General features: G+C 55.2%; 22 protein-coding genes. 1 reads left to right on the forward strand and 21 read right to left on the reverse strand.

The genetic code is table 11. From position 1 onward, the window contains the following. Positions 1 to 11 precede the first annotated feature (11 nt). Positions 12 to 857 carry a tetratricopeptide repeat protein gene (locus tag ACWAU4_RS07240; protein WP_164489414.1) on the forward strand — a complete coding sequence of 282 codons (846 nt, stop codon included), beginning with the start codon at positions 12 to 14 and terminating at the stop codon, positions 855 to 857. A 14-nt stretch (positions 858 to 871) separates the two neighbouring features. Here the strand turns inward: ACWAU4_RS07240 and ACWAU4_RS07245 are convergent, their stop codons facing one another. The 21 genes from ACWAU4_RS07245 to ACWAU4_RS07345 form a co-directional block, all read right to left on the reverse strand. Then, positions 872 to 1,987 (reverse strand): FUSC family protein, encoded by a 1,116-nt coding sequence (locus tag ACWAU4_RS07245; protein WP_208125668.1) that lies wholly within the window; start codon positions 1,985 to 1,987, stop codon positions 872 to 874. 214 nt (positions 1,988 to 2,201) lie between these two features. After that, entirely contained in the window at positions 2,202 to 2,663 is a 462-nt protein-coding gene (locus tag ACWAU4_RS07250; RefSeq protein ID WP_208125669.1) for a methyltransferase family protein, read from the reverse strand. A 137-nt stretch (positions 2,664 to 2,800) separates the two neighbouring features. Then, on the reverse strand, positions 2,801 to 3,100 hold the full coding sequence (locus tag ACWAU4_RS07255; RefSeq protein ID WP_025009408.1) for a DUF3861 domain-containing protein: 300 nt from the start codon (positions 3,098 to 3,100) through the stop codon (positions 2,801 to 2,803). A gap of 257 nt (positions 3,101 to 3,357) precedes the next feature. Continuing rightward, positions 3,358 to 4,185 (reverse strand): glycoside hydrolase family 18 protein, encoded by an 828-nt coding sequence (locus tag ACWAU4_RS07260; protein ID WP_101059738.1) that lies wholly within the window; start codon positions 4,183 to 4,185, stop codon positions 3,358 to 3,360. A gap of 240 nt (positions 4,186 to 4,425) precedes the next feature. Next, positions 4,426 to 5,817: an NAD-dependent succinate-semialdehyde dehydrogenase gene (locus tag ACWAU4_RS07265; RefSeq protein ID WP_144379799.1), complete on the reverse strand. Its 1,392-nt coding sequence runs from the start codon at positions 5,815 to 5,817 to the stop codon at positions 4,426 to 4,428. Positions 5,818 to 6,154: 337 nt separating this feature from the next. Next, positions 6,155 to 7,267, reverse strand: coding sequence for a glycerol dehydrogenase (locus ACWAU4_RS07270; RefSeq protein ID WP_144191095.1), 1,113 nt, complete (start codon positions 7,265 to 7,267; stop codon positions 6,155 to 6,157). Between the two features lie 266 nt (positions 7,268 to 7,533). Then, positions 7,534 to 8,112 (reverse strand): hypothetical protein, encoded by a 579-nt coding sequence (locus tag ACWAU4_RS07275; RefSeq protein ID WP_313955064.1) that lies wholly within the window; start codon positions 8,110 to 8,112, stop codon positions 7,534 to 7,536. A 159-nt stretch (positions 8,113 to 8,271) separates the two neighbouring features. Continuing rightward, the gene (locus tag ACWAU4_RS07280) at positions 8,272 to 9,312 is read right to left on the reverse strand and encodes a linear amide C-N hydrolase (protein ID WP_208125670.1); all 1,041 of its coding nucleotides are present in this window, start codon (positions 9,310 to 9,312) and stop codon (positions 8,272 to 8,274) included. 80 nt (positions 9,313 to 9,392) lie between these two features. Beyond that, positions 9,393 to 9,830 (reverse strand): hypothetical protein, encoded by a 438-nt coding sequence (locus ACWAU4_RS07285; RefSeq protein ID WP_208125671.1) that lies wholly within the window; start codon positions 9,828 to 9,830, stop codon positions 9,393 to 9,395. 65 nt (positions 9,831 to 9,895) lie between these two features. Further along, positions 9,896 to 10,309, reverse strand: a complete 414-nt coding sequence (locus ACWAU4_RS07290; protein ID WP_208125672.1) for a DUF1801 domain-containing protein — start codon at positions 10,307 to 10,309, stop codon at positions 9,896 to 9,898. Between the two features lie 100 nt (positions 10,310 to 10,409). After that, complete coding sequence (locus ACWAU4_RS07295; RefSeq protein ID WP_454290514.1) at positions 10,410 to 10,913, reverse strand: NUDIX hydrolase; 504 nt, start codon at positions 10,911 to 10,913, stop codon at positions 10,410 to 10,412. Continuing rightward, positions 10,814 to 11,122 (reverse strand): hypothetical protein, encoded by a 309-nt coding sequence (locus ACWAU4_RS07300; protein ID WP_208125674.1) that lies wholly within the window; start codon positions 11,120 to 11,122, stop codon positions 10,814 to 10,816. Before ACWAU4_RS07300 ends, ACWAU4_RS07295 begins: the two co-directional genes overlap by 100 nt. A gap of 57 nt (positions 11,123 to 11,179) precedes the next feature. Next, positions 11,180 to 12,355, reverse strand: coding sequence for a DUF5694 domain-containing protein (locus tag ACWAU4_RS07305; protein ID WP_208125675.1), 1,176 nt, complete (start codon positions 12,353 to 12,355; stop codon positions 11,180 to 11,182). A 750-nt stretch (positions 12,356 to 13,105) separates the two neighbouring features. Beyond that, positions 13,106 to 13,762, reverse strand: a complete 657-nt coding sequence (locus ACWAU4_RS07310; RefSeq protein ID WP_107111149.1) for a CoA transferase subunit B — start codon at positions 13,760 to 13,762, stop codon at positions 13,106 to 13,108. A 15-nt stretch (positions 13,763 to 13,777) separates the two neighbouring features. Then, positions 13,778 to 14,479, reverse strand: a complete 702-nt coding sequence (locus tag ACWAU4_RS07315; protein ID WP_208125676.1) for a CoA transferase subunit A — start codon at positions 14,477 to 14,479, stop codon at positions 13,778 to 13,780. 64 nt (positions 14,480 to 14,543) lie between these two features. After that, positions 14,544 to 15,434 (reverse strand): hydroxymethylglutaryl-CoA lyase, encoded by an 891-nt coding sequence (locus ACWAU4_RS07320; protein ID WP_208125677.1) that lies wholly within the window; start codon positions 15,432 to 15,434, stop codon positions 14,544 to 14,546. Between the two features lie 2 nt (positions 15,435 to 15,436). Continuing rightward, entirely contained in the window at positions 15,437 to 17,494 is a 2,058-nt protein-coding gene (locus tag ACWAU4_RS07325; RefSeq protein WP_208125678.1) for an acetyl/propionyl/methylcrotonyl-CoA carboxylase subunit alpha, read from the reverse strand. Between the two features lie 13 nt (positions 17,495 to 17,507). Next, positions 17,508 to 18,362, reverse strand: coding sequence for an enoyl-CoA hydratase-related protein (locus tag ACWAU4_RS07330; protein WP_243890836.1), 855 nt, complete (start codon positions 18,360 to 18,362; stop codon positions 17,508 to 17,510). 11 nt (positions 18,363 to 18,373) lie between these two features. Continuing rightward, positions 18,374 to 19,981 (reverse strand): carboxyl transferase domain-containing protein, encoded by a 1,608-nt coding sequence (locus ACWAU4_RS07335; protein WP_025009397.1) that lies wholly within the window; start codon positions 19,979 to 19,981, stop codon positions 18,374 to 18,376. A 68-nt stretch (positions 19,982 to 20,049) separates the two neighbouring features. Further along, positions 20,050 to 21,219 carry an isovaleryl-CoA dehydrogenase gene (locus ACWAU4_RS07340; protein ID WP_025889846.1) on the reverse strand — a complete coding sequence of 390 codons (1,170 nt, stop codon included), beginning with the start codon at positions 21,217 to 21,219 and terminating at the stop codon, positions 20,050 to 20,052. Positions 21,220 to 21,279: 60 nt separating this feature from the next. Further along, entirely contained in the window at positions 21,280 to 21,687 is a 408-nt protein-coding gene (locus ACWAU4_RS07345) for a MerR family transcriptional regulator (protein ID WP_025009395.1), read from the reverse strand. Between the last annotated feature and the right edge of the window lie 12 nt (positions 21,688 to 21,699).

The following is a 21,699-nucleotide window of genomic DNA, read 5'->3' on the forward strand; positions in this document are numbered from 1 at the left end:
TTGAAAGGAAGATGGCAGAGGCGGCGCCCAGACTGGATGCGGCCATAGAAAATTACCCGGACTCCGGGCGGCTGGCATTTTTGCTTGGGCAGCTTTATTACTTCAGCAATATCCCCAATTATCCCAAGGCGGTGGCGGCCTATGACAAGGCCGAGCCCATGCTGTCCAAGGACTCTGAACTGTATTTTTTCCGCGCCGCGGCCAAGGCTCAGGTGCTGTCCGCTTATTCCCAACGCCTGCGTCCGGACTATAGCGGCGCACTGGCCGATTACCGCAAAGCCGAGGCTTTGGGATCGGAGCGTGATCTCAGGTTGGATATTGCCAGGACACTCTATGAAACCCGGGACTATCCGGCAGCGCTGGAGCAGATAAACCGCTATCTCAATAACAAGCCTCAGCTTTGGGCCGATGGCCAGATGCTCAAAGGCAATATCCTGGCACAAATGGGCCAGCATGAGGCGGCGCTCAAGAGTTATAAACGAGCCGCGAGACAGTATGACTATCTGGATAAGCTGCAGTTTTATCAGGCCGTCAGCTTGCGGGCGTTGGGACGATCCGATGAGGCTCTGGCGCAGCTCGATAAGGGATTAAAGCGTCAGGGCCGTGCGTATTTTCAGCTTGTCTATCTCAAAGCCATGCTGAGCTATGAGCAGAAACAATACCAAGAGGCCGCCCTGTTGTACCAGCAGCTGATTGAAAGGCGCCGCGGCTGGGCCTTACCCTTACTGGGCTATTACAACAGCTTAAGCCAGATGGGAGAGGGACCCATCAGCATCAGCCATATACTGGATCTGGCACTCGAGCTTGACCCTGAAGTGGTGATCCACTTTCATCAGCAGGACCTGTTGCGGCTGTAACGCCCGGTGGCCAGTTACTCGGGAATATCCAACTGGCGCTGGGAAGATGCTTTGCGCTTATAAGCCAGATCCAGGCTGGCCAGCTCGCCATGAATGGCCAACAGCGCCTGGGCCAGTTGATAGATAAGCCAGCTGTAACCACTGAGTGCGAAACCTTGATGGGCCGCTTCCGGCGAGTCATCGCTCGGCTCAGATGGCAGTTGTTTAAGCAGCTGTTGCTGCAATTGATAGCCGAGTCCCAGGGGGAGTTTGGGGCAGTCGGGTGTGTTGCTGGCCACATAGTCCGCCAGATAGGCAAACTCTCGCTGTAGCCCGCTGGCTACCTGTTTGACTCTGGCATAGGCCTCATCCTCTTCGGCCTTCCAGCGGGTGAGCAGCAGTAGCTCCAAAAGCGTGATCACCCTTATCTGTTTGTTGGCCAGCTCGGTCAGAGTAGCGGCCTCTTTCTTCAAGGTTTGGCTTTCCCACTCCAGCGAAAACAGCAGTTTTTTCTGCGCCAGCACCGCCTTCATTGCCGTTTCCAGCGACTTACGGGCATTTTCCGGCTCTTCCTGGCCGGCATTGAGATGTTGCTCCAGCACTTGGGTCATGATTTTCAGTGAGCTTGCCAGTTGGGCCCGCCAGTCCTGTTTGGCCTTGATTGGCAGCACAAACAGGGATACCAGCACGGCAATCACGCAGCCGATGAGAATATTGGCGGTGCGCCATAAGGCTTCCGAGGTGTCGTGGTTGGCGTCACCTATCACTATGATCATGGTGAACCCAGCCACCAGGTAGGCATAGCTGTAGCGGCCGGCATTGATATAACAGACTATGCTGACCCCGAGGATCAGTAAGCCCATCAAGTCCCAATAGCCGCCCATGGTGATCACCAACAAGACCCCATAAGCCGAGCCCAAGCAGGTGCCTATGGCCCGCTGCAGCGATTTTTCGATAGCGCCGCCCACTTGTGGCAGGCCCATCATGATGATCACTATGGTGACCATGCTCCAGACAAAGTGAGGCAAAGACCAGATGGCGTTGATGGCGGCGGCAATAAACAGCGCCAAGGCCAGTTTTACCGTGTGTACGGCGCGGGAATGGCGATAGATGAAATCGGCGAAGGCGGAGGCTCTGGCAAACAGGGGCATGGCAGTGTCTCAAAAAGCGTATGGGTTGACCGTCAAGGGCAATTATGACAGAGATGAATCGCGATGGAGTCGGCGGTGGCCGCGAAAGGTGCAAACTGGGAGCCACAATTGCCTGACGGCAAAGCCTTTATGCGCTGGATCACAGCTTGTCCCCTGGTGGCATCATTCGAATGTGGTTTTTTGCCTGGGGCAGGTTTACAAGAGGAGGCCCGGGTTAAATCCAGCGTCTGACTCTCTGACAATAGGTGCGGTAGGGATCACCAAAGAGTTGCTGCATCGCCCGCTCTTCGGGAAGGATCTGAAAGCGCTGTAAATAGGCAATAAACAGGGCGACCAAGATCAGCAGCCAGAGTGAGTTGAGGAAAAATGTCTGCGCCAGCAGCAAGAACACAAATCCCAGATACATGGGATTGCGTGAGCAGCGATAAATCCCCGAGGTTACCAGCGCTGAACTTTGCTCCGGCACCCTGGGATCCGGTGTCGTCCCATGGCGTTTGAAGCTGAGCACTCCCGCCAATGGGATAATCAGCCCGGCCGCCAACAGAGAAAAAGCAAGGCTCAGGCTGAGGCTGGAAGGCAGGCCGGAAGAGGGCAGCCAATAGGACGTCAGTTGCAGCAAAAGAGCAAACAGCAACAAGAGAGCCAGGGGCGGCAGTTTCTTTTCCAGTTCAGACATGAATGATGCAGCTGTGAGTATTAGATGCCGCTTAAGATGACACGGCCCAAGCTGTGAATACAAGCACTAAATACAAGTTGTTAACGCCTGGGGCTCTTGCCAGGGTGATAACACTGCATTCCTTGCCATGAAGCTATTTAGGCGCTGCGGTTTCCTTGCTTGAGCTGTTTCATAAACTGCATAAAGTGAGGCCGAAACTCATCGAAGAGTGGATTTTTACGTTGCTCCAGCATCACTTCACTGAAGAGTTTAAGGCCAACGGCAAAGGCGGCAGCCTGATCTTCATCAAAGTCCTGTCGCTGTTTGATTTTGTCCACTATGGCAAAGATATCGTCGTGATTGCCGACTTCGAATTTGAGTGCCTGTTGATAGCTCGATGGCATACCGTTTTGATCTTCGAGATGCTCGACACTGATACTGTATTTGTGTTGTTTCATTGAGGACTCCATTGACTAGAGGCCGCCGCGCGGCAGCGGCGTGGATATGAACCGGGACAGCATTGCAAAAGCGCTGCGAATAAACACTTTAACTGTCAGGGAGCTCTCAAGGATAAGGGATTTGCCTAAATTTACATGCCAGTGTGCCAGCAGCGGCCGGGTCGCGTGACATAGATTTCCCGGCGGCGGCTCTGAAACCGTTCAGGCAACAATGCTGGCAAGCATTGGCTTGGTGAGCCAGCCGGGATAGGTGCTGCCTATCTGTTTTTCATCAGGGTATCGTATAGGCGCTTGGCGCAGGCAAAGTTGGGGCCTACGTCTTCCCGGGTGCCGTCTGAGCCGTGATCGTTATCCAGGCGCCAACTGAACATGCCCCGCAAGCCATTGTGAATGGCGAACTCAGTCCACTGCTCAACTTGTTCGAGCGGAGTTTGTACCCGGGAGTTTTCACTGCAGACTCCACCCATCAATATCTCGGCTTTTAAACCGGCATCGAGCCAAACCGCAGCATCGCGGGCGGTATTGATGGAGGAGTAGTCCTGCATTTCCACCGCATCGACATTATCGTTAAAGGCCTGGATCGCTCCCTCTCCGTAGAGGTAACTCGGCCCTTCCCCGGGCCAGGGGACTGAAACGGCAATTCCGAGACCGGCGGCACGAAATTCAGGCCCCAACTGAGTGACGAATTCGGCCACTTGCTTCATCGCCTCTCTTTCTTCGGCGTCTATGTTTATCCCTGTGTAGTGATTGTCCTTGAGCCAGGAGACAATATTGCGGGTCGAGAGATTGTTGTCACTCTTGTTGCTGGCAACGCTTGCTTGTATGCCTTCACTGCCAATTCCGGCATAAAGCTCGATACCCGGCGCTTGAGAGAGCAGCTGATCTTTGATGGCATCGGCATATTTGCCACTCATTTCAATACAGTAACCACCAGAGTGAATTGCCGACAACTGGCCGAATGCCAGGCTGTAGCGACTGGCAAGGTGCAACGGGATCAGGTTGTTGACCAGATTATTCAGGCCAACAGGATTCCAGGTATCGTACCAGGTAGCGATTTCAAAACCTTGGCTTATTTGTGAGTTCATAGGGTGTCCTCCATGACATGGCTGAAGTGGCGATAACCTTGGGCTTCCTTGTCCTTGTGGTGCTGTCGGTTGCCGGGGATATGCCGGGTCACAAATCTATAGTCGATGCTGTCCATTTAAGCAATCTGGTCCAGCCTGTAAGCCTTGCTTGTCAGTATCTGTGTCAGTTCATGGACTTACACAAAAAGACCCGGCCAAATGGCCGGGTCTGTCATTGATAGCTGCGTGAGTCAAGTGAGATCAGAAGGGGGCGTCGATATCCACCACATTGATCAGCTTGTGGTTGACGAACTCTTTCAGGCCTAAGTCGATCAATTCGCGGCCATAGCCGGAGCGGCGGATACCGCCAAAGGGCAGATCGGCCTTGACCATGGTGGGGTGGTTGACAAACATCATCCCGGTAGAGACTTGTTTGGCTACCGCCAGACCGCGTTGTTTGTCGGCGGTGAATACCGAACCACCGAGGCCGAAGGGAGAGTCGTTGGCAATGGCAATCGCTTCCTGTTCATCTTTGGCCTTGAGGATCATGGAGACAGGGCCAAAGAACTCCCAGTAGTAAGCCGGGTTGTCCGGGTTGACATTGGTGAGTATGGTCGGCTGCACAAAGGCGCCTTGCTCCGGCACTTTGGGGCCGACTTCGGTAGCCGTGGCACCATGCTCAACCGCTTCACGAATTTTCTGCTTCACTTCATCTGCAGCGCCCTGGGATGACAATGGGGCCAGGGTAGTATTCGGATCCATGGGGTCGCCGGCTTTAAGCTTGGCCACACCTTGGGTATAGCCTTCCATAAACTTGTCATAGATGGCTTCCACCAGGATCATTCGCTTGGATGAAACACAAACCTGACCCGCATTCCAGTGACGGCCGAACACCGCCCAATCTATGGTTTTCTCGAGTTCGGCATCTTCCAGCACGATAAAGGCATCAGAGCCGCCCAGCTCCAGGGTGGATTTTTTCAGCGCCTTGCCGGCCTGGGATGCGATAACGGCGCCGGCACCTTCAGAGCCGGTCAGGGCCACGCCATGCACCTTGGGTGAGTTAATGATCTGTTCGATTTGATCCCGGGTGGCATACAGGTTTTGGAAGGCGCCCTGCGGCAGCCCGGCATCACGCATCAGGCTCTCAAAAGCGGCGGCGCACTGAGGCACATTGGAGGCGTGTTTCAACAGCAGGGTATTACCGGCTGAAAGCTGTGGTGCCAGGATCCTGGCAATCTGGTAGTAGGGGAAGTTCCATGGCTCAATGGCCAACAATACCCCCAGAGGTTCATTGACTAAAAGGGCTTCCCCTTCGGCGGGATCGGCCACCGGCAGTTTCTGCGGTGCCAGCAGTCTCTCGGCATGCTGGGCATAGTATTCGAGGATTTGTGCCGACAATTCTACTTCGGCCTCCGCCTCTCCAATGACTTTACCCATCTCCAGAGTCAGCAGCTCTGCATAGCGGCGCTTGCTGTCTCTGAGCAGGGCTGCAGCCCGATTGAGTATTTCAGCCTTGGTGGCGAAGGGCGTATTGCGCCAGCTCAAGAAGGCCTGGTGGGCCGATTCAATCGCCTCGGTGACTTGGGCGTCAGTGGCGTTGGGGAATTCTTTGATGAGCTCTCCCGTGAAGGGATTGATCGTTGCATATGCCATGTGTTCCTCCCAGCGTTGCAAGTAATAGGGTATTGATGCCAACTCCTGGCATCGGGTGAAAATGTTTGGATTTATCGTGGATTCCGGCCCTCAGAGGCGAGTGGCTGGAAATAAAGCTCAAACCTTTCTACTCCTTAAATGGCGATAGTTGTGTGATGAGTGTCACGCAAATCCCCGGGGTTCTGCCGGCCGGTGATTTTTAATCCTTTTTTGTTAGGTCTTTGTTTTTAAAAAACTTAAAAACATCTTTGACTAACAAAAATGTAACCTTGGGCCTTGCTGTTATTTAAAGAAGGCTGCAAACCAACTCGCGGAGGGTTTGCAGCTCTGGCTGTTGTCAGTCCTGGCGGCGATAGCGCTCGGCCATGGCGTTGGCGGCTATCATCGCCTGATAGACATCATCGGCGCTGATAGCCATAGGCATATTGCCCATGGTATCGCCTTCGGCGCAGGCGATTTCGGCGACCTTGCGCCACTCTTCTTCGCAAAAGTGCTTCAGCCCCATATCTGCCAGAGTCAGCGGCAATCCCGCGGTTTTAATGATGCGGACAACATTGTCTATTTCACTCTGTGGAGCGTTTTCCAGCACCAGTTGGGTCAAGAGGCCAAAGACCACCTTCTCGCCATGTTGGGCGCCATGCAGCTCGGCAACCGCCGACATACCATTGTTGACCGCGTGCGCTGCCGCCAGGCCACCGGCTTCGGCGCCGACACCGCTTAAATAGATGGTTGCCTCTATGGTTTGCTCAAGCGCCGGAGTGACTATCTTGTTGTTTACCGCATCCATGGCGGCGGCAACGTTTTCACTCAGCAGTTGATAGCACAGCTGCGCCAGTCCAAGGCCGGTACGCGAGGGCTTTTTCAACACCAGGTTAACGCCATCGGCCTGATAACAGGCCCTGGCTTCAAAGTAGGTGGCCAGGGCATCACCTATACCCGCGGCAAAGAAACGCGCCGGTGCGGCGGCGATGATGCTGGTGTCGGCAATCACGGCATCCGGATTCTGTGGCAGGAATAGATAGCGTTCAAACTCACCCGCTTCGGTATAAATCACTGACAGAGCCGTACAGGGCGCATCGGTTGACGCTATGGTGGGGTAGAGAACGACGGGGTGCTTAAGGTGAAAGGCAACGGCCTTGGCGGCATCCAGGGTCTTACCGCCGCCGACACCCACTATTACGTTGGCATGAGCCTGCTCAGCCAGGGCGGCAAGCCGCTGGATCTCGGCTTCACTGCACTCGTAGTTGAATTTTTCCAGTTGGTTGCTGATGCCATTTTGCTCAAGACCCGTCAGGGCTTCATCCTCAAGCCTGCCGAGAATAAACTCATCGGCAATAATAAAAGCATTGTCGCCGAAGTCATGCACATATTCGTGCATTTGCGACAATAAGCCTTTGCCAATAATGAACTTTTTGGGAGATGTGACGGTACGTGGAACTGCTGTGCTCATATGGCCTCCATTACATTCAGACTCGGATCCTTGTTCAAAGAGACTCTATCACAGCCAAGATTTAAAGCTATGGCGCAACTGTCTGGTTTTTGTTGTGTTGGTGGCAATAAAAACTGGTTTTTGGTTTGAATGGCTAATTGGATAACTGGGATTTTTCTTTTATCTGGTGAGTCTGTGGCGCCAGTGGTCATGTCCTTGGCGGGCAAGGGGAGAGCGGCGGCAAGTTGTTTGCAGCCACCGTCTTTTGCATGAATGATGTTCGGCCGCTATCCATTTCCTTTAGGAGGGGATTGGCGGCATTGGTTCAACAGGGTTTGCAAGTGGCCACCGAGCTGCTGATCCTTGATATCAGTGCCGTTTTTCAGTAGCTGTTCGACATCTGCCAAAGCCTTGTCTATTCCCTGGGATTCGATAAGTGTGCTGACATAGGCGGCGAGATCCGCTCCTTTATTCAGCAGTGCGGCTGCGTTTTCAAAACTGAAGCCCTGCTCCAGTAACTGCTGAATTTGGCCGAGCAACTCGCTGACCCTGGCGGGCTCGGCCAATACGCCATCGACCTGGATCAGTTCACCAAGCGGATCCAGGCTGAGCTTTTCAGCGACGCAGGCGGTTACCGAGCTGACCTCGGCGCTGCGATTGATGGCATCCAGACCTTGAGAGCGGATCTGCTCAATGGCTTGTTGCAACTCTTGATCTTTGGCGAGCCACTGCTGCTCCAGTTGCGCCTTTTCATCGGCGGCAAACCAGCCGCAGCCGGAGAGTGTGCCAAGGGCCAGGGCCGAAAACATCCAGAGAGCGGTTTTGGGGTTAGGGAAATACTTGCCTAAGGTGTTGGCTAGCTTCATTCACAGGACTCCTGCAAAGATTCTCAGAGTTCACAGTATCCGCCATCAGCCTTAAGCCGGGCTGAACAGCTTTGAGTCCTTGATACGGTTTGCGCGAACGCAGGCTCGGCAGTGAGGTCAAAAAGATAGACAGGGAGCCTTGGCTCCCTGCCTTAAAGATTAAAGCCCGGCGAACGTAAAGGGCTTGGCCGTGACAAAGTCCGACAGCGCGTTACCTGAGTAAATGCTGTTGTTGTTGATGGTCAGCTTTTTCACATCTTGCTGTTTATTGAAGTCGATGCCCTTCATATCGACCCAGAAGGTGTTGGGGGTTAAGGCGGTTTCAAAGTAATACACCCGATTTTTATGATCCGAGACCGAGCGCCAACGGGTCGAAGAGATATTCGGTTCAGTCTCGGAAGCTATACCGAAAGGCACAGAGGCGTTACGAATGACGCTGAAGGCGCCGGCAACCGCCACCCGGGTATTGGCTGTCTTGGGAATGGCATCCATATAGAAAGAGGCCCTGACAAACCGGTCGGCGGCGCGGTTGGTTCCCGGCAACATGGTAAAGCCGCCAATCTGTTGCCAATACTGGTTCAGTGCCAGTTGCTGCTCGAAGATGGGGGAGTTGGTCATGACCCGGTACTTTTGGTCGTGATGGATCACCAGCTTGCCGTCTATGTACTCGAATATGGCACTGTCACCGGCGGCATCGGAAATCGACAGATGCAGGGTGGCAAAGCGTTGGGTACCGGGAATATTGGCGGAAACCACTACAAAAGGCTCGGCTCTCAGTGCATCGACGGCTTCGGCGACAGTGGCAAAGTTATCCAGCACATATTGCACCCAGGCAGCGACCGACAAGCCTTTTCGTTTACCCTGGTACTCGGGATAACTCGACTCTGCCAGCCATAACAGATTGGCCACCAGGCCCTTCTCGTTCATGCCGTCGGTGCTGGAGATATCAAAGGCGCTGGTGACCAGGCTGCCGTAGCGTGAGGTCCAGGTGACTGAGTTGTCGCCGACCGCCCCATGGCGCTGCATGCCGCGGGGAAACAGCCACAGGCTCGCCGGGATTTTGTCGCGCCAGTCCATGGAGCGGGCGGTGATCACCAACTGCTCTTCGCCGTGATAGACGGCGCGGGTGCAGGCCTGCGCCGTAGTGCCGATAACCAGCATTAAGGCGCTGCTGATTAAGGTGATGAGTTTCCGATTCATAGTGACTTCCCTGTTTGATTGCTAAAGAGAGTTAAAGGTGTTGAACGCGTAATGGCAAGCCTGGTTGTTAATTCTGGTGGTTATCTCAAGTGAAACAGCGCCTCCAAACCTGGGTTTTCTGTGTCTTCCCCCGGATGATACAGGTAGCAGCTGATGCGGGCATAGTTATCCAGATCGCTGCGCCACAGGCAGCTGGCTTCAATATCCCGCTCTCGTTGCTGAAAACGGATCCTAAGCACCTTGGCATCGCCGTTCAGCACCGGCTCTATGGCTGCTGTTCCTTGAATGCTTAAGCCTTCTATCTCCCGGCGCACCTTAAGTTCGCCGCCCTGCTCATAAATGCTCATCTTGCCCGTGTAGCTGGCATCTGAGTCAATGGCTTTGCCAACCAGCTGATAATGGCCCTGCAGATACTGCATAAAAAGCTCATCTACTTCGGCAAATGCCGCAGGCGCCAGGTAAAGGGAAAACAAGGGGAAAAACAATAGTGCCAAACGGCGAATAAACGGGTTATTCATTGACCTTCCTTAGATTTGTATATCTATAGCTTGGTGCATCTTTGCTGCCGCTCTGGCAGCCTTTTTTACTGTTTCAGAGCCTTGTTGTGGTTGAAGTAGGCAGCGGCACGTATCAGTGCCTTGAAAGCCGTTTCATCCAAGGATTGGCCCTGGGTAATATCTATGGCTCTACGCTGTTTGCCCTCAAGACCTGCATTAAACAGCTTGTGGGGATCCGGCAGCGAAGCGCCATTGGCAAATGTCAGTTTCAATTTGGCTTTGTATGACTCGCCGGTACAGAGTATGCCTTGGCTTGACCATACAGGTACGCCGGACGGGTTCGTTGGCTTTACCCATTTGCACTCTTCAACTACCTCGGGAATAGCTGCCTTGATAAGTTCGCGGATATGGCCAAGCATCTCGGCGCGCCAGCCGCCCAGGGCGGCAATCTTGTGGTCGATAGAAACACTACCGTCGGTTTGCTGCAATTTTTTGTCCATTTGTGTTCTCCCTGGCTCGCTTGCGAGTGCGAGCCTGACTCTGTGTTATCTGGCAGCAGGATAGACCAAGATGGACAAAGCTGCTCCAGCGAACGTCGATTCAATGGTCGCCAAGCAGTCTTGCAATCGCCTGCTGCGCCGCCGGTGCACACTTGATGATACCCACCATGTCTATCCAGTCCAGGCTTTCTATCTCGCCGGCGGTAATGATGTCGCCACTAAAGCCCGCGCTGAAACAATGCATGGTCAGCTCAGTGTTCTCGAAGCCGAAGGCCTTATCCGTAATGCTGAACCTGTGGCAAATGGTGTCTTGCTGCAGATTTATGCTGAGCTCTTCCTTCAACTCCCGAGTCAGGGCTTGTTCAAGGGTTTCACCCGGTTCAGGTTTGCCGCCGGGAATAAAGTACTTATCTTTGCCCTTGGATTTGACACACAAGACTTTACCGTCTTTTTCAATAGCCAGGCTACACTTTGCAATTGTTTCATGGGGTTCCTTGTTTACAACTAAAACCAAATCAATAACTGCCAGACTTTCCCCTGCAGACTTGGGAAGAGTCGCGGCAGTAACAGCGCCGTCAGGGCAAATACTGCCAGTGTCAGCCACCAACCCAGGCTGCCGATAAAGGCTTGGCCGTTGCTCCACAGGGCCAGATGTTTATTGGTTGCCAACCAAAGCAGCGCCGCGGTCGGCACGGCAAACACCAGAGCGGCCAGTTGCCCCATGAGCAGGCCAACAAGCCAACCGGAGTGGGTCTTGCTGCGCGCAGTTGATGACCCTTTGCCGCTGTTTCTATTTCGTGAGCTATGTTTCATGGGCGATGCTTTATTGACCGTGTGTTATGGATCGGTTTTATGGACAGTTCATGCTCTTTATCTTTGCTCTTTATCTGAGAACAAGTGCTGTGGTGATTGCCCCTTTGATGTCTTTGGGGCGGCAAAATACTGCTGCGGTTGGATCAGTTTAACCCCCAACATATTGGCCAAATACTGCTCCAGAAACACCTTGTGACTGGCACCGACTATCACTAGCACCCGGCCTCCAGGGTTAGCAGCCACCACGCGCATGATGTGGGAGCTCATGTTGAGATTACGTATCTCCCAAAGGGCAACCCGGGAGAGCGCCGCATCCTGGGTTAAATCTTTATCGATAAACAGGCTCCACTCCTGGTCAATGACGGCCCTCTGGTACTCCTGGCTGTTTAGCCAGGAAAAGAGCGGCAACCAATTACCTGTCTCAAGCGCCTCTGTCTTTAGCCTTTGTGGCTTGTTGATATAGTCGCTTTTGGCCAGAGCGGCGGCATGAGGCGACTGATTGTAAGACTCAAGCAGCCGCGCTTCGATGGGGCGGTAGAGATCTTTATCCAGATGATCATCTATCGGATAAATGCGCTTGAGCTTCAGTGCCATGGCCAGGTTGTTGCCAAGGGTGTTTTTCTCGTTATTGCTCGCGGCAAGTTGCTCCAGATAGTGCTGCAACTCGGTGGAAATCGTTGGGCTTGCCGCGGTTTTGTCCAAATAATGCCAGTGCAGCAGGGCTATCTCTTTGTGATAGGCGGCAACGGCCAACTTGATGAGCCTTGCTCGCTGCACAGGTTCAAGGCTGGTCTCGTCCAATAAGGGCTCCAGACTCTCAAGCGCCTTTTGCGCCGAGAGTCGCAACTCCTGCTGCTCCTTTATCGCCAGCGCCAGAAATCTTTGTCCCACAAAATGATCCAACACAGTTTGATACTCGCCTGAGCCGTTGATCATGGTGGCGATATCCTGTGGCCGCAGTGACTCTACCGCTATGGCCGTAGGCTGGTAACGGGAGAGTGGCTCAAGGATGGAGGATAGAGAGCGGCTGTCCAATTGCTGTTTGATATTGCTCAGGTGCAGGCTGCCAAGCACCATCACCTGGGTTTGCAGCTTACTCTTGGCACTGAGTTGTTGCAGTGCACTCTTTGTACTCTCTGTGCTTAAAGCGGCAGTTTCTGTGGCGGCTGCATGAACTTGGGCAATACTCGATGCCGCCAGGCAGGCAAGAAGAAGCAGTACTTTGGTGGCCAAATTGAGTCTCCAAATTATGATTGTTTTTTACCCTATATCCTTGTTGGATACGACCAGCGCCGGACTAAGGGGCTTTGCAACATCGGCTGGGCAGTATTTTGGGGTTTCACTAAGAGGGGAGAGAGCCCGACTTTCCCTGTCGCATGCAGCTGCCTGATGTCACAGGCATAGAATTGAGCCTTAGTCGTAGCATCCAAGCTCTAAAGTATAAAAGCGTTAGCCGCTCTTGACTGGCGTCAAGCCATCCATTGCCAATGCCGTTTCAGGTTAATGGATAGCCACTGTGTATACAAGAGGGGGATACACAGTGGCTATCGAAACTGTGGATGCTGGTGGGACAGAACAGTGAACCTATAAGACTCAATAACTTAGGTAGTGCACCTATTTTCTAAGCGCAGTTGGAACTTTGCCCCTCCGAGGTATGGAGAGTAACGCATTGCGTTGGCTACGAACGAGAGGCATGAACGCCGAACTGGCTCATACCCAGGGAAGTGTATGGCCGAGGCAGAGCCTTGAGGGATAATGAGCCAGCTCACCCTCCTTGGTTCGTGCTCGAAAGCACCTTGCTATGCAACTCGCGCCGTGTCACAGATGTGCCTGTGCGAAAATTTGCGGCAGGTAATAGGAAAATCCGCCGCTGTAAGCCCTGTAAGTGTTGGTGGGGGAATTGTCCCTGTTGACTGAATACAAAAACACCCGCAACGGCGGGTGTTTGGGATATCACATCTCTGCGGGGGCAAAGGGTCTGATTTACAGTGCCATCTCTGGCACATGTTCCGGGACGATAAGCTTGCCGGCGGTTTTGGCAACTATCTCCTCGACACTCACACCTGGTGCCCGCTCCAGCAGGTGGAAGGAGCCGTCCTTGATTTCGATAAAGGCCAGGTCTGTCAGTACCCGCTTGATGCAGCCGTAACCCGTGAGCGGCAACTCGCATTTGCTCAGTAGTTTGGAGTTGCCGTGTTTGTCGGCGTGCATCATGGTGACTATGATATTGTCGGCACCGGCCACCAAGTCCATGGCGCCGCCCATGCCTTTAACCAGCTTGCCGGGGATCATCCATGAGGCGATAGAACCTTCGACATCCACCTCGAACGCGCCCAGTACCGTGAGATCCACATGCCCGCCACGGATCATGGCGAAGCTCTCGGCGCTTGAGAAGAAAGACGCGCCCTTGACGGCGGTAACGGTTTGCTTGCCGGCGTTGATCAGATCCGGATCTATAGTGTCTTCGGTGGGGAATTCACCCATGCCCAAGAGGCCGTTTTCCGATTGCAGCATCACCTGCATGCCCTCGGGGATATAGTTGGCCACCAGAGTCGGGATACCTATCCCCAGGTTGACGTAGTAACCGTCTTTGAGTTCCTTGGCGACGCGTTGGGCCAGTTGTTCTCTTGAAAGTGCCATTTTGCTCTCCTGCCCTTATGCCTGTTTGACTGTGCGCTGTTCGATACGCTTCTCGAACACACCCTTGATGACGCGATCCACATAGATTCCCGGGGTGTGGATATGATCCGGGTTCAGCTCACCCGGCTCGACTATCTCTTCCACTTCCACCACTGTTATCTTGCCGGCGGTGGCCATCATGGGGTTGAAGTTGGCGGCTGTCTTGCGAAATACCAGGTTACCCATGGTATCGGCCTTCCAGGCGCGGATCAGCGCGAAGTCGGCGGTCAGTGCCTCTTCCAGCACATAGTGGCGGCCATTGATTTCGCGGGTTTCTTTGCCTTCGGCCACAGGGGTGCCGTAGCCGGTGGCGGTAAAGAAGGCGGGGATCCCGGCGCCGCCGGCGCGGATCTTCTCCGCCAGTGTGCCCTGCGGAGTGAGGATCACATTGAGCTCGCCGCTGAGCATCTGCCGCTCAAAGGTGGCGTTTTCACCTACATAGGAGGCGATCATTGTGCTTATCTGCTTATGTTGCAGCAGCAGCCCCAGTCCGAAGTCGTCCACCCCGGCGTTATTGGAGATGGCGGTCAGGCCGCTAACGCCCATCTTGACCATTTGATTGATAAGACCTTCGGGAATGCCGCAAAGGCCAAAACCGCCCACCATGACTGTCATATCATTGGTGAGACCTGCGAGCGCTTCGTCGTAGCTGCCGACGACTTTATTGAGTCCTGCCATAGTGATGTCCTTGCTGTTTATTATCTGTCGCTATACTGCTTATCTGTTGTGCCACCTGGAGGCCTTAAGCTCCCAGGGCTCTGGCTACTTTTGAACCGGTTTGCCGGCCAAGCTGCTGGCTTATCTGCCGTCCGGCCTGGGCCAGTTTGTTGAGATCTATGCCAGTGTCTATACCCATACCATGCAGCATGTAGACAAGATCTTCACTGGCCAGATTACCGGATGCGCCTTTGGCATAGGGGCAGCCACCGAGTCCGGCGACCGAGGTATCTATTACACTGACGCCGGTTTCCAGGCAGGCGAGAATGTTGGCCAGCGCCTGACCGTAGGTATCATGGAAGTGTAGCGCCAAGCGCTCTACCGGCACGCGCTCGGCCACGGTTTCCAACATTTTGCGGGCCTTGAGCGGTGTACCTACGCCTATAGTGTCGCCGAGGGATATCTCATAGCAGCCCAATTGATGCAGAATGTCGGCGACCCGAGCCACTTCTGCCGGGGCGATTTCACCATCATAGGGGCAACCCAGTACGCAGGAAACATAGCCACGAACCCGAATGCCTTGCTCCTTGGCCCGGCTCAGCAGGGGCTCGAAGCGGGCGATGGACTCTTCGATGGAGCAGTTGATGTTCTTCTGGCTGAAGCCTTCGGAGGCGGCGGCAAATACCGCCACTTCATCGGCGCCGGCATCCAGCGCCAACTCCAGGCCCTTGAGATTGGGAGTCAGGGCGCTGTAGCAGACGCCGGCGCGGCGTGAAATGCCGCGTAGCACCTCGCCCGAGTCTGCCATTTGCGGCACCCACTTGGGTGACACAAAGCTGGCGGCTTCGATGCGCTTCACCCCGGCATCGGCCAGGGCTTCAATCAGGGCTATCTTGGCCTGTGTGCTGACCGAGGTTTCATTTTGCAGGCCGTCTCTTGGGCCCACTTCAAACAGGCTTACCTTGGGAGGCAGCATTTTTAAGCCTCCTTGAGTTGTTCGCTGAGCTCCAGCAACTGGGCGCCATCGCTGACCAGTTCGCCGGGCTGGAAGAAAAACTCACTCACAGTGCCATCGAAAGGCGCGGCTATGGTGTATTCCATCTTCATCGCTTCCATCACCATCAGCCCTTGGCCGGCCTTAACGCTGTCGCCCACAGCCACCAGATGGGTGACTATGGTGCCGTTCATCGGCGCCTTGAGCAGATCGGCGTGGTTGGCCTGCTCCTCTTCCAGCTCATTCTGAATGGCGCGGAAATGACAGGCGCTAAGCTCGCCGGAGCAGCCAAGCAGGGTAAAGTCCATGCCCTGGCGGCTGATTCGCTGGCTGCTGATATGCCCATCGACCACACAGCGAAGCGTGTCACCACCGGCCTCATCTGTGCTCAGCTCGCCTTCGATAACCAGGGTTTGACCATCCAGTGTCAGTTGCCAGCTACCGGCCTTGGCCAGCTCAGTCAGTTGCAGGTGATGAATATGGTGTTCATCGTCCATCAGGGCAATATCGTGGCGCTTGGCGCTGTTGAGTCTAAAGCCACTGGCGCTGCTCCAGGGCGAGGAAGGGTCCTGACTGTTTGCCTGTTTGGCTTGGGAGTCGCGTTTGCGCCACAGCATTTCATACAGTGCGGCTTTGGCCAGCAGCGGTAAGGGCAGGGCGCTGTCTTTCGCTTGAGGCAGCAGCTGTGCTTGATAGCGCTCAATAAAATCTGTGCTGAAGTCGGCGCCGGCAAAGGCCGGGTGAGCGGCGATTTTACCCAGGAAACCGATATTGTGTTTCAGGCCGGTGAGCTGGAAGTCATCCAGAGCCCTTTGCAGGCGCTGCAGCGCTCTTGGGCGTGACTCATCCCAGACAATCAGCTTGGCTATCATGGGATCGTAGAAGTTGGAGATTTCATCGCCTTCACGGACACCCGAGTCGATACGCACATGGCGCGATGGCTTGGGCTCGCGCAGGAAGTTGAGCTTGCCGCTGGCGGGCAGGAAGTCGTTATCCGGATCTTCGGCATAAATTCGCACTTCAAAGGCATGGCCCTTAATGGCAACTTGCTCCTGAGTCAGGGGTAGAGGCTCTCCGGCGGCGACCAGCAACTGCCAGTGCACCAGATCTGTCTCGGTTACCAGCTCGGTAACAGGATGCTCTACCTGCAAACGGGTATTCATCTCCATAAAGAAGAAGCTGCCGTCTTCCTCTGTGGCATGGGTGTCCAGCAAAAACTCGACCGTGCCAGCACCCACATAGTCGATGGCGCGGGCGGCGGCTACGGCGGCTTCACCCATGCGGCGGCGCAGGGCGTCGCTGAGGCCGGGGGCCGGCGCTTCTTCCACCACTTTCTGGTGGCGGCGCTGAATCGAGCAGTCCCTGTCTGACAGATAAATGGCATTGCCCTGGGTGTCGGCAAATACCTGCACTTCCACATGGCGCGGCTGCTCCAGGTAACGCTCCATCAACAGCTTGTCATTGCCAAAACTGGAGGCGGCTTCACGGCGGGCAGAGTCGATGGCCGACTTGACTTCCGTGAGGCTGCGGACAATCCGCATTCCCTTGCCGCCGCCACCGAAGGCGGCCTTGATCAGCAGCGGGAAACCGATTTTTTCGGCTTCACTGAGCAACACTTCATCGCTCTGGTCATCACCGTGATAGCCGGGCACCAGCGGCACTCCGGCGCGGCCCATGATGAGTTTGGCGGCGCTCTTGCTGCCCATGGCTTCTATGGAATCGGCCTTGGGACCGATAAAGGCGATATTGGCCTGTTCACAGGCTGCGGCAAAACCGGCGTTTTCCGACAGAAAGCCATAACCCGGGTGGATCGCCTCGGCGCCACAGGCCTTGGCGATATCGATGATGGCATCGCCCCTGAGGTAGGAGTCGGCGGGCGCCGAGCCCCCCAGATAAAAGGCTTCATCGGCCATGGCCACGTGGGCGGCATGGCGATCGGCATCCGAGAACAGTGCGACAGTGCGTACACCCAATGACCTGGCGGTACGTATGATGCGACAGGCAATTTCGCCGCGGTTGGCAATCAGAATCTTGTTGAACATCTTACATCCTTCCTTAGTCACGGCGCTCTGGCGGGTTCGAGCTATTGCCTGGATTGCAACTGGAGTTGCTGCCCGGATTGTTACTTGTGCCTTGCCAGTTCGGCGGGCGTTTTTCGAAAAAGGCGTTCAGCCCTTCCTGGCCTTCAGCAGACACCCGGATCCGGGCGATGGCCTCGCCGGTGAGCGCCAGCGTCTGTTCATCTATCAGTCCGTGGCGGATATCGCTTATCAGCTGTTTGCACCAGTTGAGCGCCTGCGGACTGTTGCCCAGCAGCGACTCGATAAGGGGCGCTGCGGCGGCCTCGAGATCGTCTGCTACCTGATGCACCAGTTGTAAAGTCTTGGCGACTTCGGCATCAAAACGCTCTGCGGTCAACATATAGCGTCTCGCCTGACGCTCGCCCATGGCGCGGCGCACATAGGGGCTGATAACCGCCGGGATCAGGCCAAGTTTCACCTCTGACAGGCAAAAGCTGGCCTTGGGCGTCGCAATGGCGATATCGCAGCAACACACCAGCCCCAGCGCCCCACCAAAGGCTGCGCCCTGTACCAGTGCCAACGACGGCTTGGGGAATTGATCCAGAGTGGCCATCAACCGTGCCAGCTCGGCGGCGTCTTTGAGGTTGTCATCAAAGTCCATCGCCGCTTGTTTGCGCATCCAGTTCAGGTCGGCGCCGGCGCTGAAATGTTTGCCGTTGGCTTTCAGCAGCAGCACCCGGCAGGCGGGATCCCGGGCCAGGGACTCCAGCGCATCAATGAGCTCGGCAATCATCACTTCATCGAAGGCGTTGGCCAGCTGCGGGCGATTCATCACCAGGGATGAAACGCCGCGGGAGTCGGTGGTTAAGGTCAGATATTGATAATCCATACCGGCCTCCATTACATGCGGAACACGCCGAAACGTGTGTCCTCTATGGGCGCATTCAGCGCCGCCGACAATGCCAGGCCAACCACATCCCGGGTCTGGGCCGGGTCGATAATGCCGTCGTCCCACAAACGGGCGCTGGCATGGTAGGGGTGCCCCTCTTTATCGTATTGGGCTATCACCGGAGCCTTGAAGGCGGCTTCTTCCTCGGCGCTCATGGTCTGCCCCTTGCGGGCCAGGCCGTCTTTACGCACTGTGGCCAGCACTCCGGCGGCTTGTTCGCCCCCCATGACTGAGATGCGGGCGTTGGGCCACATCCACATCATGGTGGGTTCAAAGGCGCGGCCGCACATGCCGTAGTTACCGGCGCCGTAGGAACCGCCGATGATCACGGTAAACTTGGGCACAGTGGCGCAGGATACAGCGGTCACCATCTTGGCACCGTGTTTGGCTATGCCTTCATGCTCATATTTCTTGCCGACCATAAAGCCGGTGATGTTTTGCAAAAACAGCAGCGGGATCTTGCGCTGGCAGCAAAGCTCGATGAAGTGCGCGCCTTTTTGCGCCGACTCGGAAAACAGAATGCCGTTGTTGGCCACTATGCCTACCGGGTAGCCATGAATACGGGCAAAACCGCACACCAGAGTGGCACCGTAACCGGCCTTGAACTCGTCGAAGTCCGAGTCATCGACGATGCGGGCAATCACTTCTTTGACATCGAAGGGCTTTTTCAAGTCGGTGCCGACTATGCCGTAGAGCTCATGAATATCGTACTTGGGTGGCTTTACCTGGCTCAGAGTCTGGGCAATCTGTTTTTGGTGATTGAGGCGGGAGACGGCATTGCGGGCCAACTCCAGCGCGTGGTCGTCATTTTGCGCCAGATGATCGGCCACACCGCTTATCTTGGTGTGTACCTCGGCGCCGCCGAGCTCTTCGGCACTGACCTCTTCACCTGTGGCGGCTTTCACCAGCGGCGGGCCGGCCAAAAAGATGGTGCCCTGTTCACGGACAATAATCGATTCATCGGCCATCGCCGGCACATAGGCGCCACCTGCGGTACACAGGCCCATGACCACGGCGATTTGCGGGATCCCTTTGGAGGACATGCGGGCCTGATTGAAGAAGATACGGCCGAAGTGATCCCTGTCCGGAAATACTTCATCCTGGCGCGGCAGGTTGGCACCGCCCGAGTCCACCAGATAGATGCAGGGCAGGTGACAGCGCTCGGCTATTTCCTGAGCCCGCAGGTGTTTTTTCACCGTTAGCGGGTAGTAAGTGCCGCCTTTGACTGTGGCGTCGTTGGCGATAATCATGCACTCGACTCCGCTGACCCGGCCGATCCCGGCTATGATGCCGGCGGCGGGCACTTCTTCGTCATAGACTTCGAAGGCGGCAAACTGGCTCAGTTCCAGAAATGGCGAGCCGGGATCCAGAAGTTTCTCTACCCGGGTGCGCGGCGCCAGTTTACCGCGGGACAGATGGCGCTCCATGGCCACAGGGCCACCGCCTTCGACTATCTTGTTGAGCTTTTGTTGGACATCGGCCACCAGGTGGGACATGGCGGCTTGTTTTTCCCTGAATTCATCGCTGCGGGCGTTGATTCTACTGCTGATTTGAGGCACGGCTTGTCATCCTTTTCGACTGAATGGGGGAGCGTGAAGGGCCGCTTGAACGGCCCCGGCATTCGCCATTACTTGGTTTCGTTGAACAGCTCGCGACCAATGAGCATGCGGCGGATTTCCGAAGTACCGGCGCCGATTTCATAGAGCTTGGCATCGCGCAGCAGACGGCCGGTGGCGTATTCGTTGATATAGCCGTTGCCGCCCAGCAGCTGAATGGCGTCCAGTGCCATCTTGGTGGCGAGCTCGGCGCTGTAGAGAATGGCACCGGCGGCATCTTTACGTGTGGTTTCGCCGCGATCGCAGGACTTGGCGACGTTATAGATATAGGACTTGGCGGCATTCATGCCTGTGTACATGTCGGCCAGTTTGCCCTGCACCAGTTGGAATTCGCCGATGGATTTGCCGAACTGCACCCGCTCGTGCATATAGGGCATCACTATGTCCATGCAGGCGGTCATTATCCCAAGAGGGCCGCCGCTGAGTACCACCCGCTCGTAATCCAGGCCACTCATCAGTACCTTCACCCCCTGGTTGAGGCCGCCGAGAATATTTTCTTCCGGGACTTCGCAGTCTTCGAATACCAGTTCACAGGTGTTGGAGCCGCGCATTCCCAGCTTGTCGAGCTTCTGCGCCTGAGAGAAGCCTTTGAAGCCGCGCTCGACGATAAAGGCGGTAATCCCGTGCGGGCCCTTGTCCAAGTCGGTTTTGGCGTAAATCACATAGGTGTGGGCATCCGGGCCATTGGTGATCCACATTTTATTGCCGTTGAGAATGTAACGGTCGCCTTCCTTGCGGGCGTGTAGCTTCATGGAAACCACGTCCGAACCTGCGTTGGGTTCACTCATCGCCAGTGCGCCTATATGCTCGCCGCTGACCAGTTTGGGCAGGTATTTTTCCTTCTGGGCCTGATTGCCGTTGCGGTTGATCTGGTTGACGCACAGGTTGGAGTGGGCGCCGTAGGATAAACCTATGGACGCCGAAGCGCGGGATATCTCTTCCATGGCCACTACGTGCGCCAGATAACCCATGTTGGCACCGCCGAACTCTTCTGGGACTGTTATCCCAAGCAGCCCCATGTCGCCGAACTGAGGCCAAAGCTCGTTGGGGAAGGCGTTGTCCTGATCCACCTTGGCGGCAATGGGGGCGATTTCATTGGCGGCGAAACCGTTGACTGCATCCCGCAGCATATCGATTTCTTCACCGAGTCCAAAGTTGAGGCTTGAGTAGAGAGAGTTCATTGGCTTGATGTCCTGTAAGTTAATATTTTTATTTTATTATTATGGTGTTTGGTCAATGGCTCAGGCTTTTTCCTGCTCCATGTCATCCAGCGCCTGACGGCACTGAAGTTCGGCAGAATTGAGTTCCATCAACACCACCTTGATATCGTCCATCTGCTGTTGCAGTGAGGTTTTCTTCTCTTCGATCAGGGCCAACATGGTATTGAGCTGTGCATGGCTGCTCTTGTCGGCATCGTAGAGTTCAAACAGTCGGCGGGTTTCCGCTAGGGAAAAGCCCAGACGCTTGCCGCGCAGAATAAGTTTCAGTCTGACTCTGTCCTTGAGACTGTAGATACGGGTCTGACCACGACGCCTGGGTTTGAGCAGCCCCTGATCTTCATAGAAGCGGATGCTGCGGGTGGTGATATCAAATTCCTTTGACAGATCACTGATGGAGTAAGTGGTTTGTGGATTGTGGTTTGCGCTCATCGATAACACCAT

The sequence above is a fragment of the Shewanella sp. FeAMO genome (genome assembly GCF_053653955.1).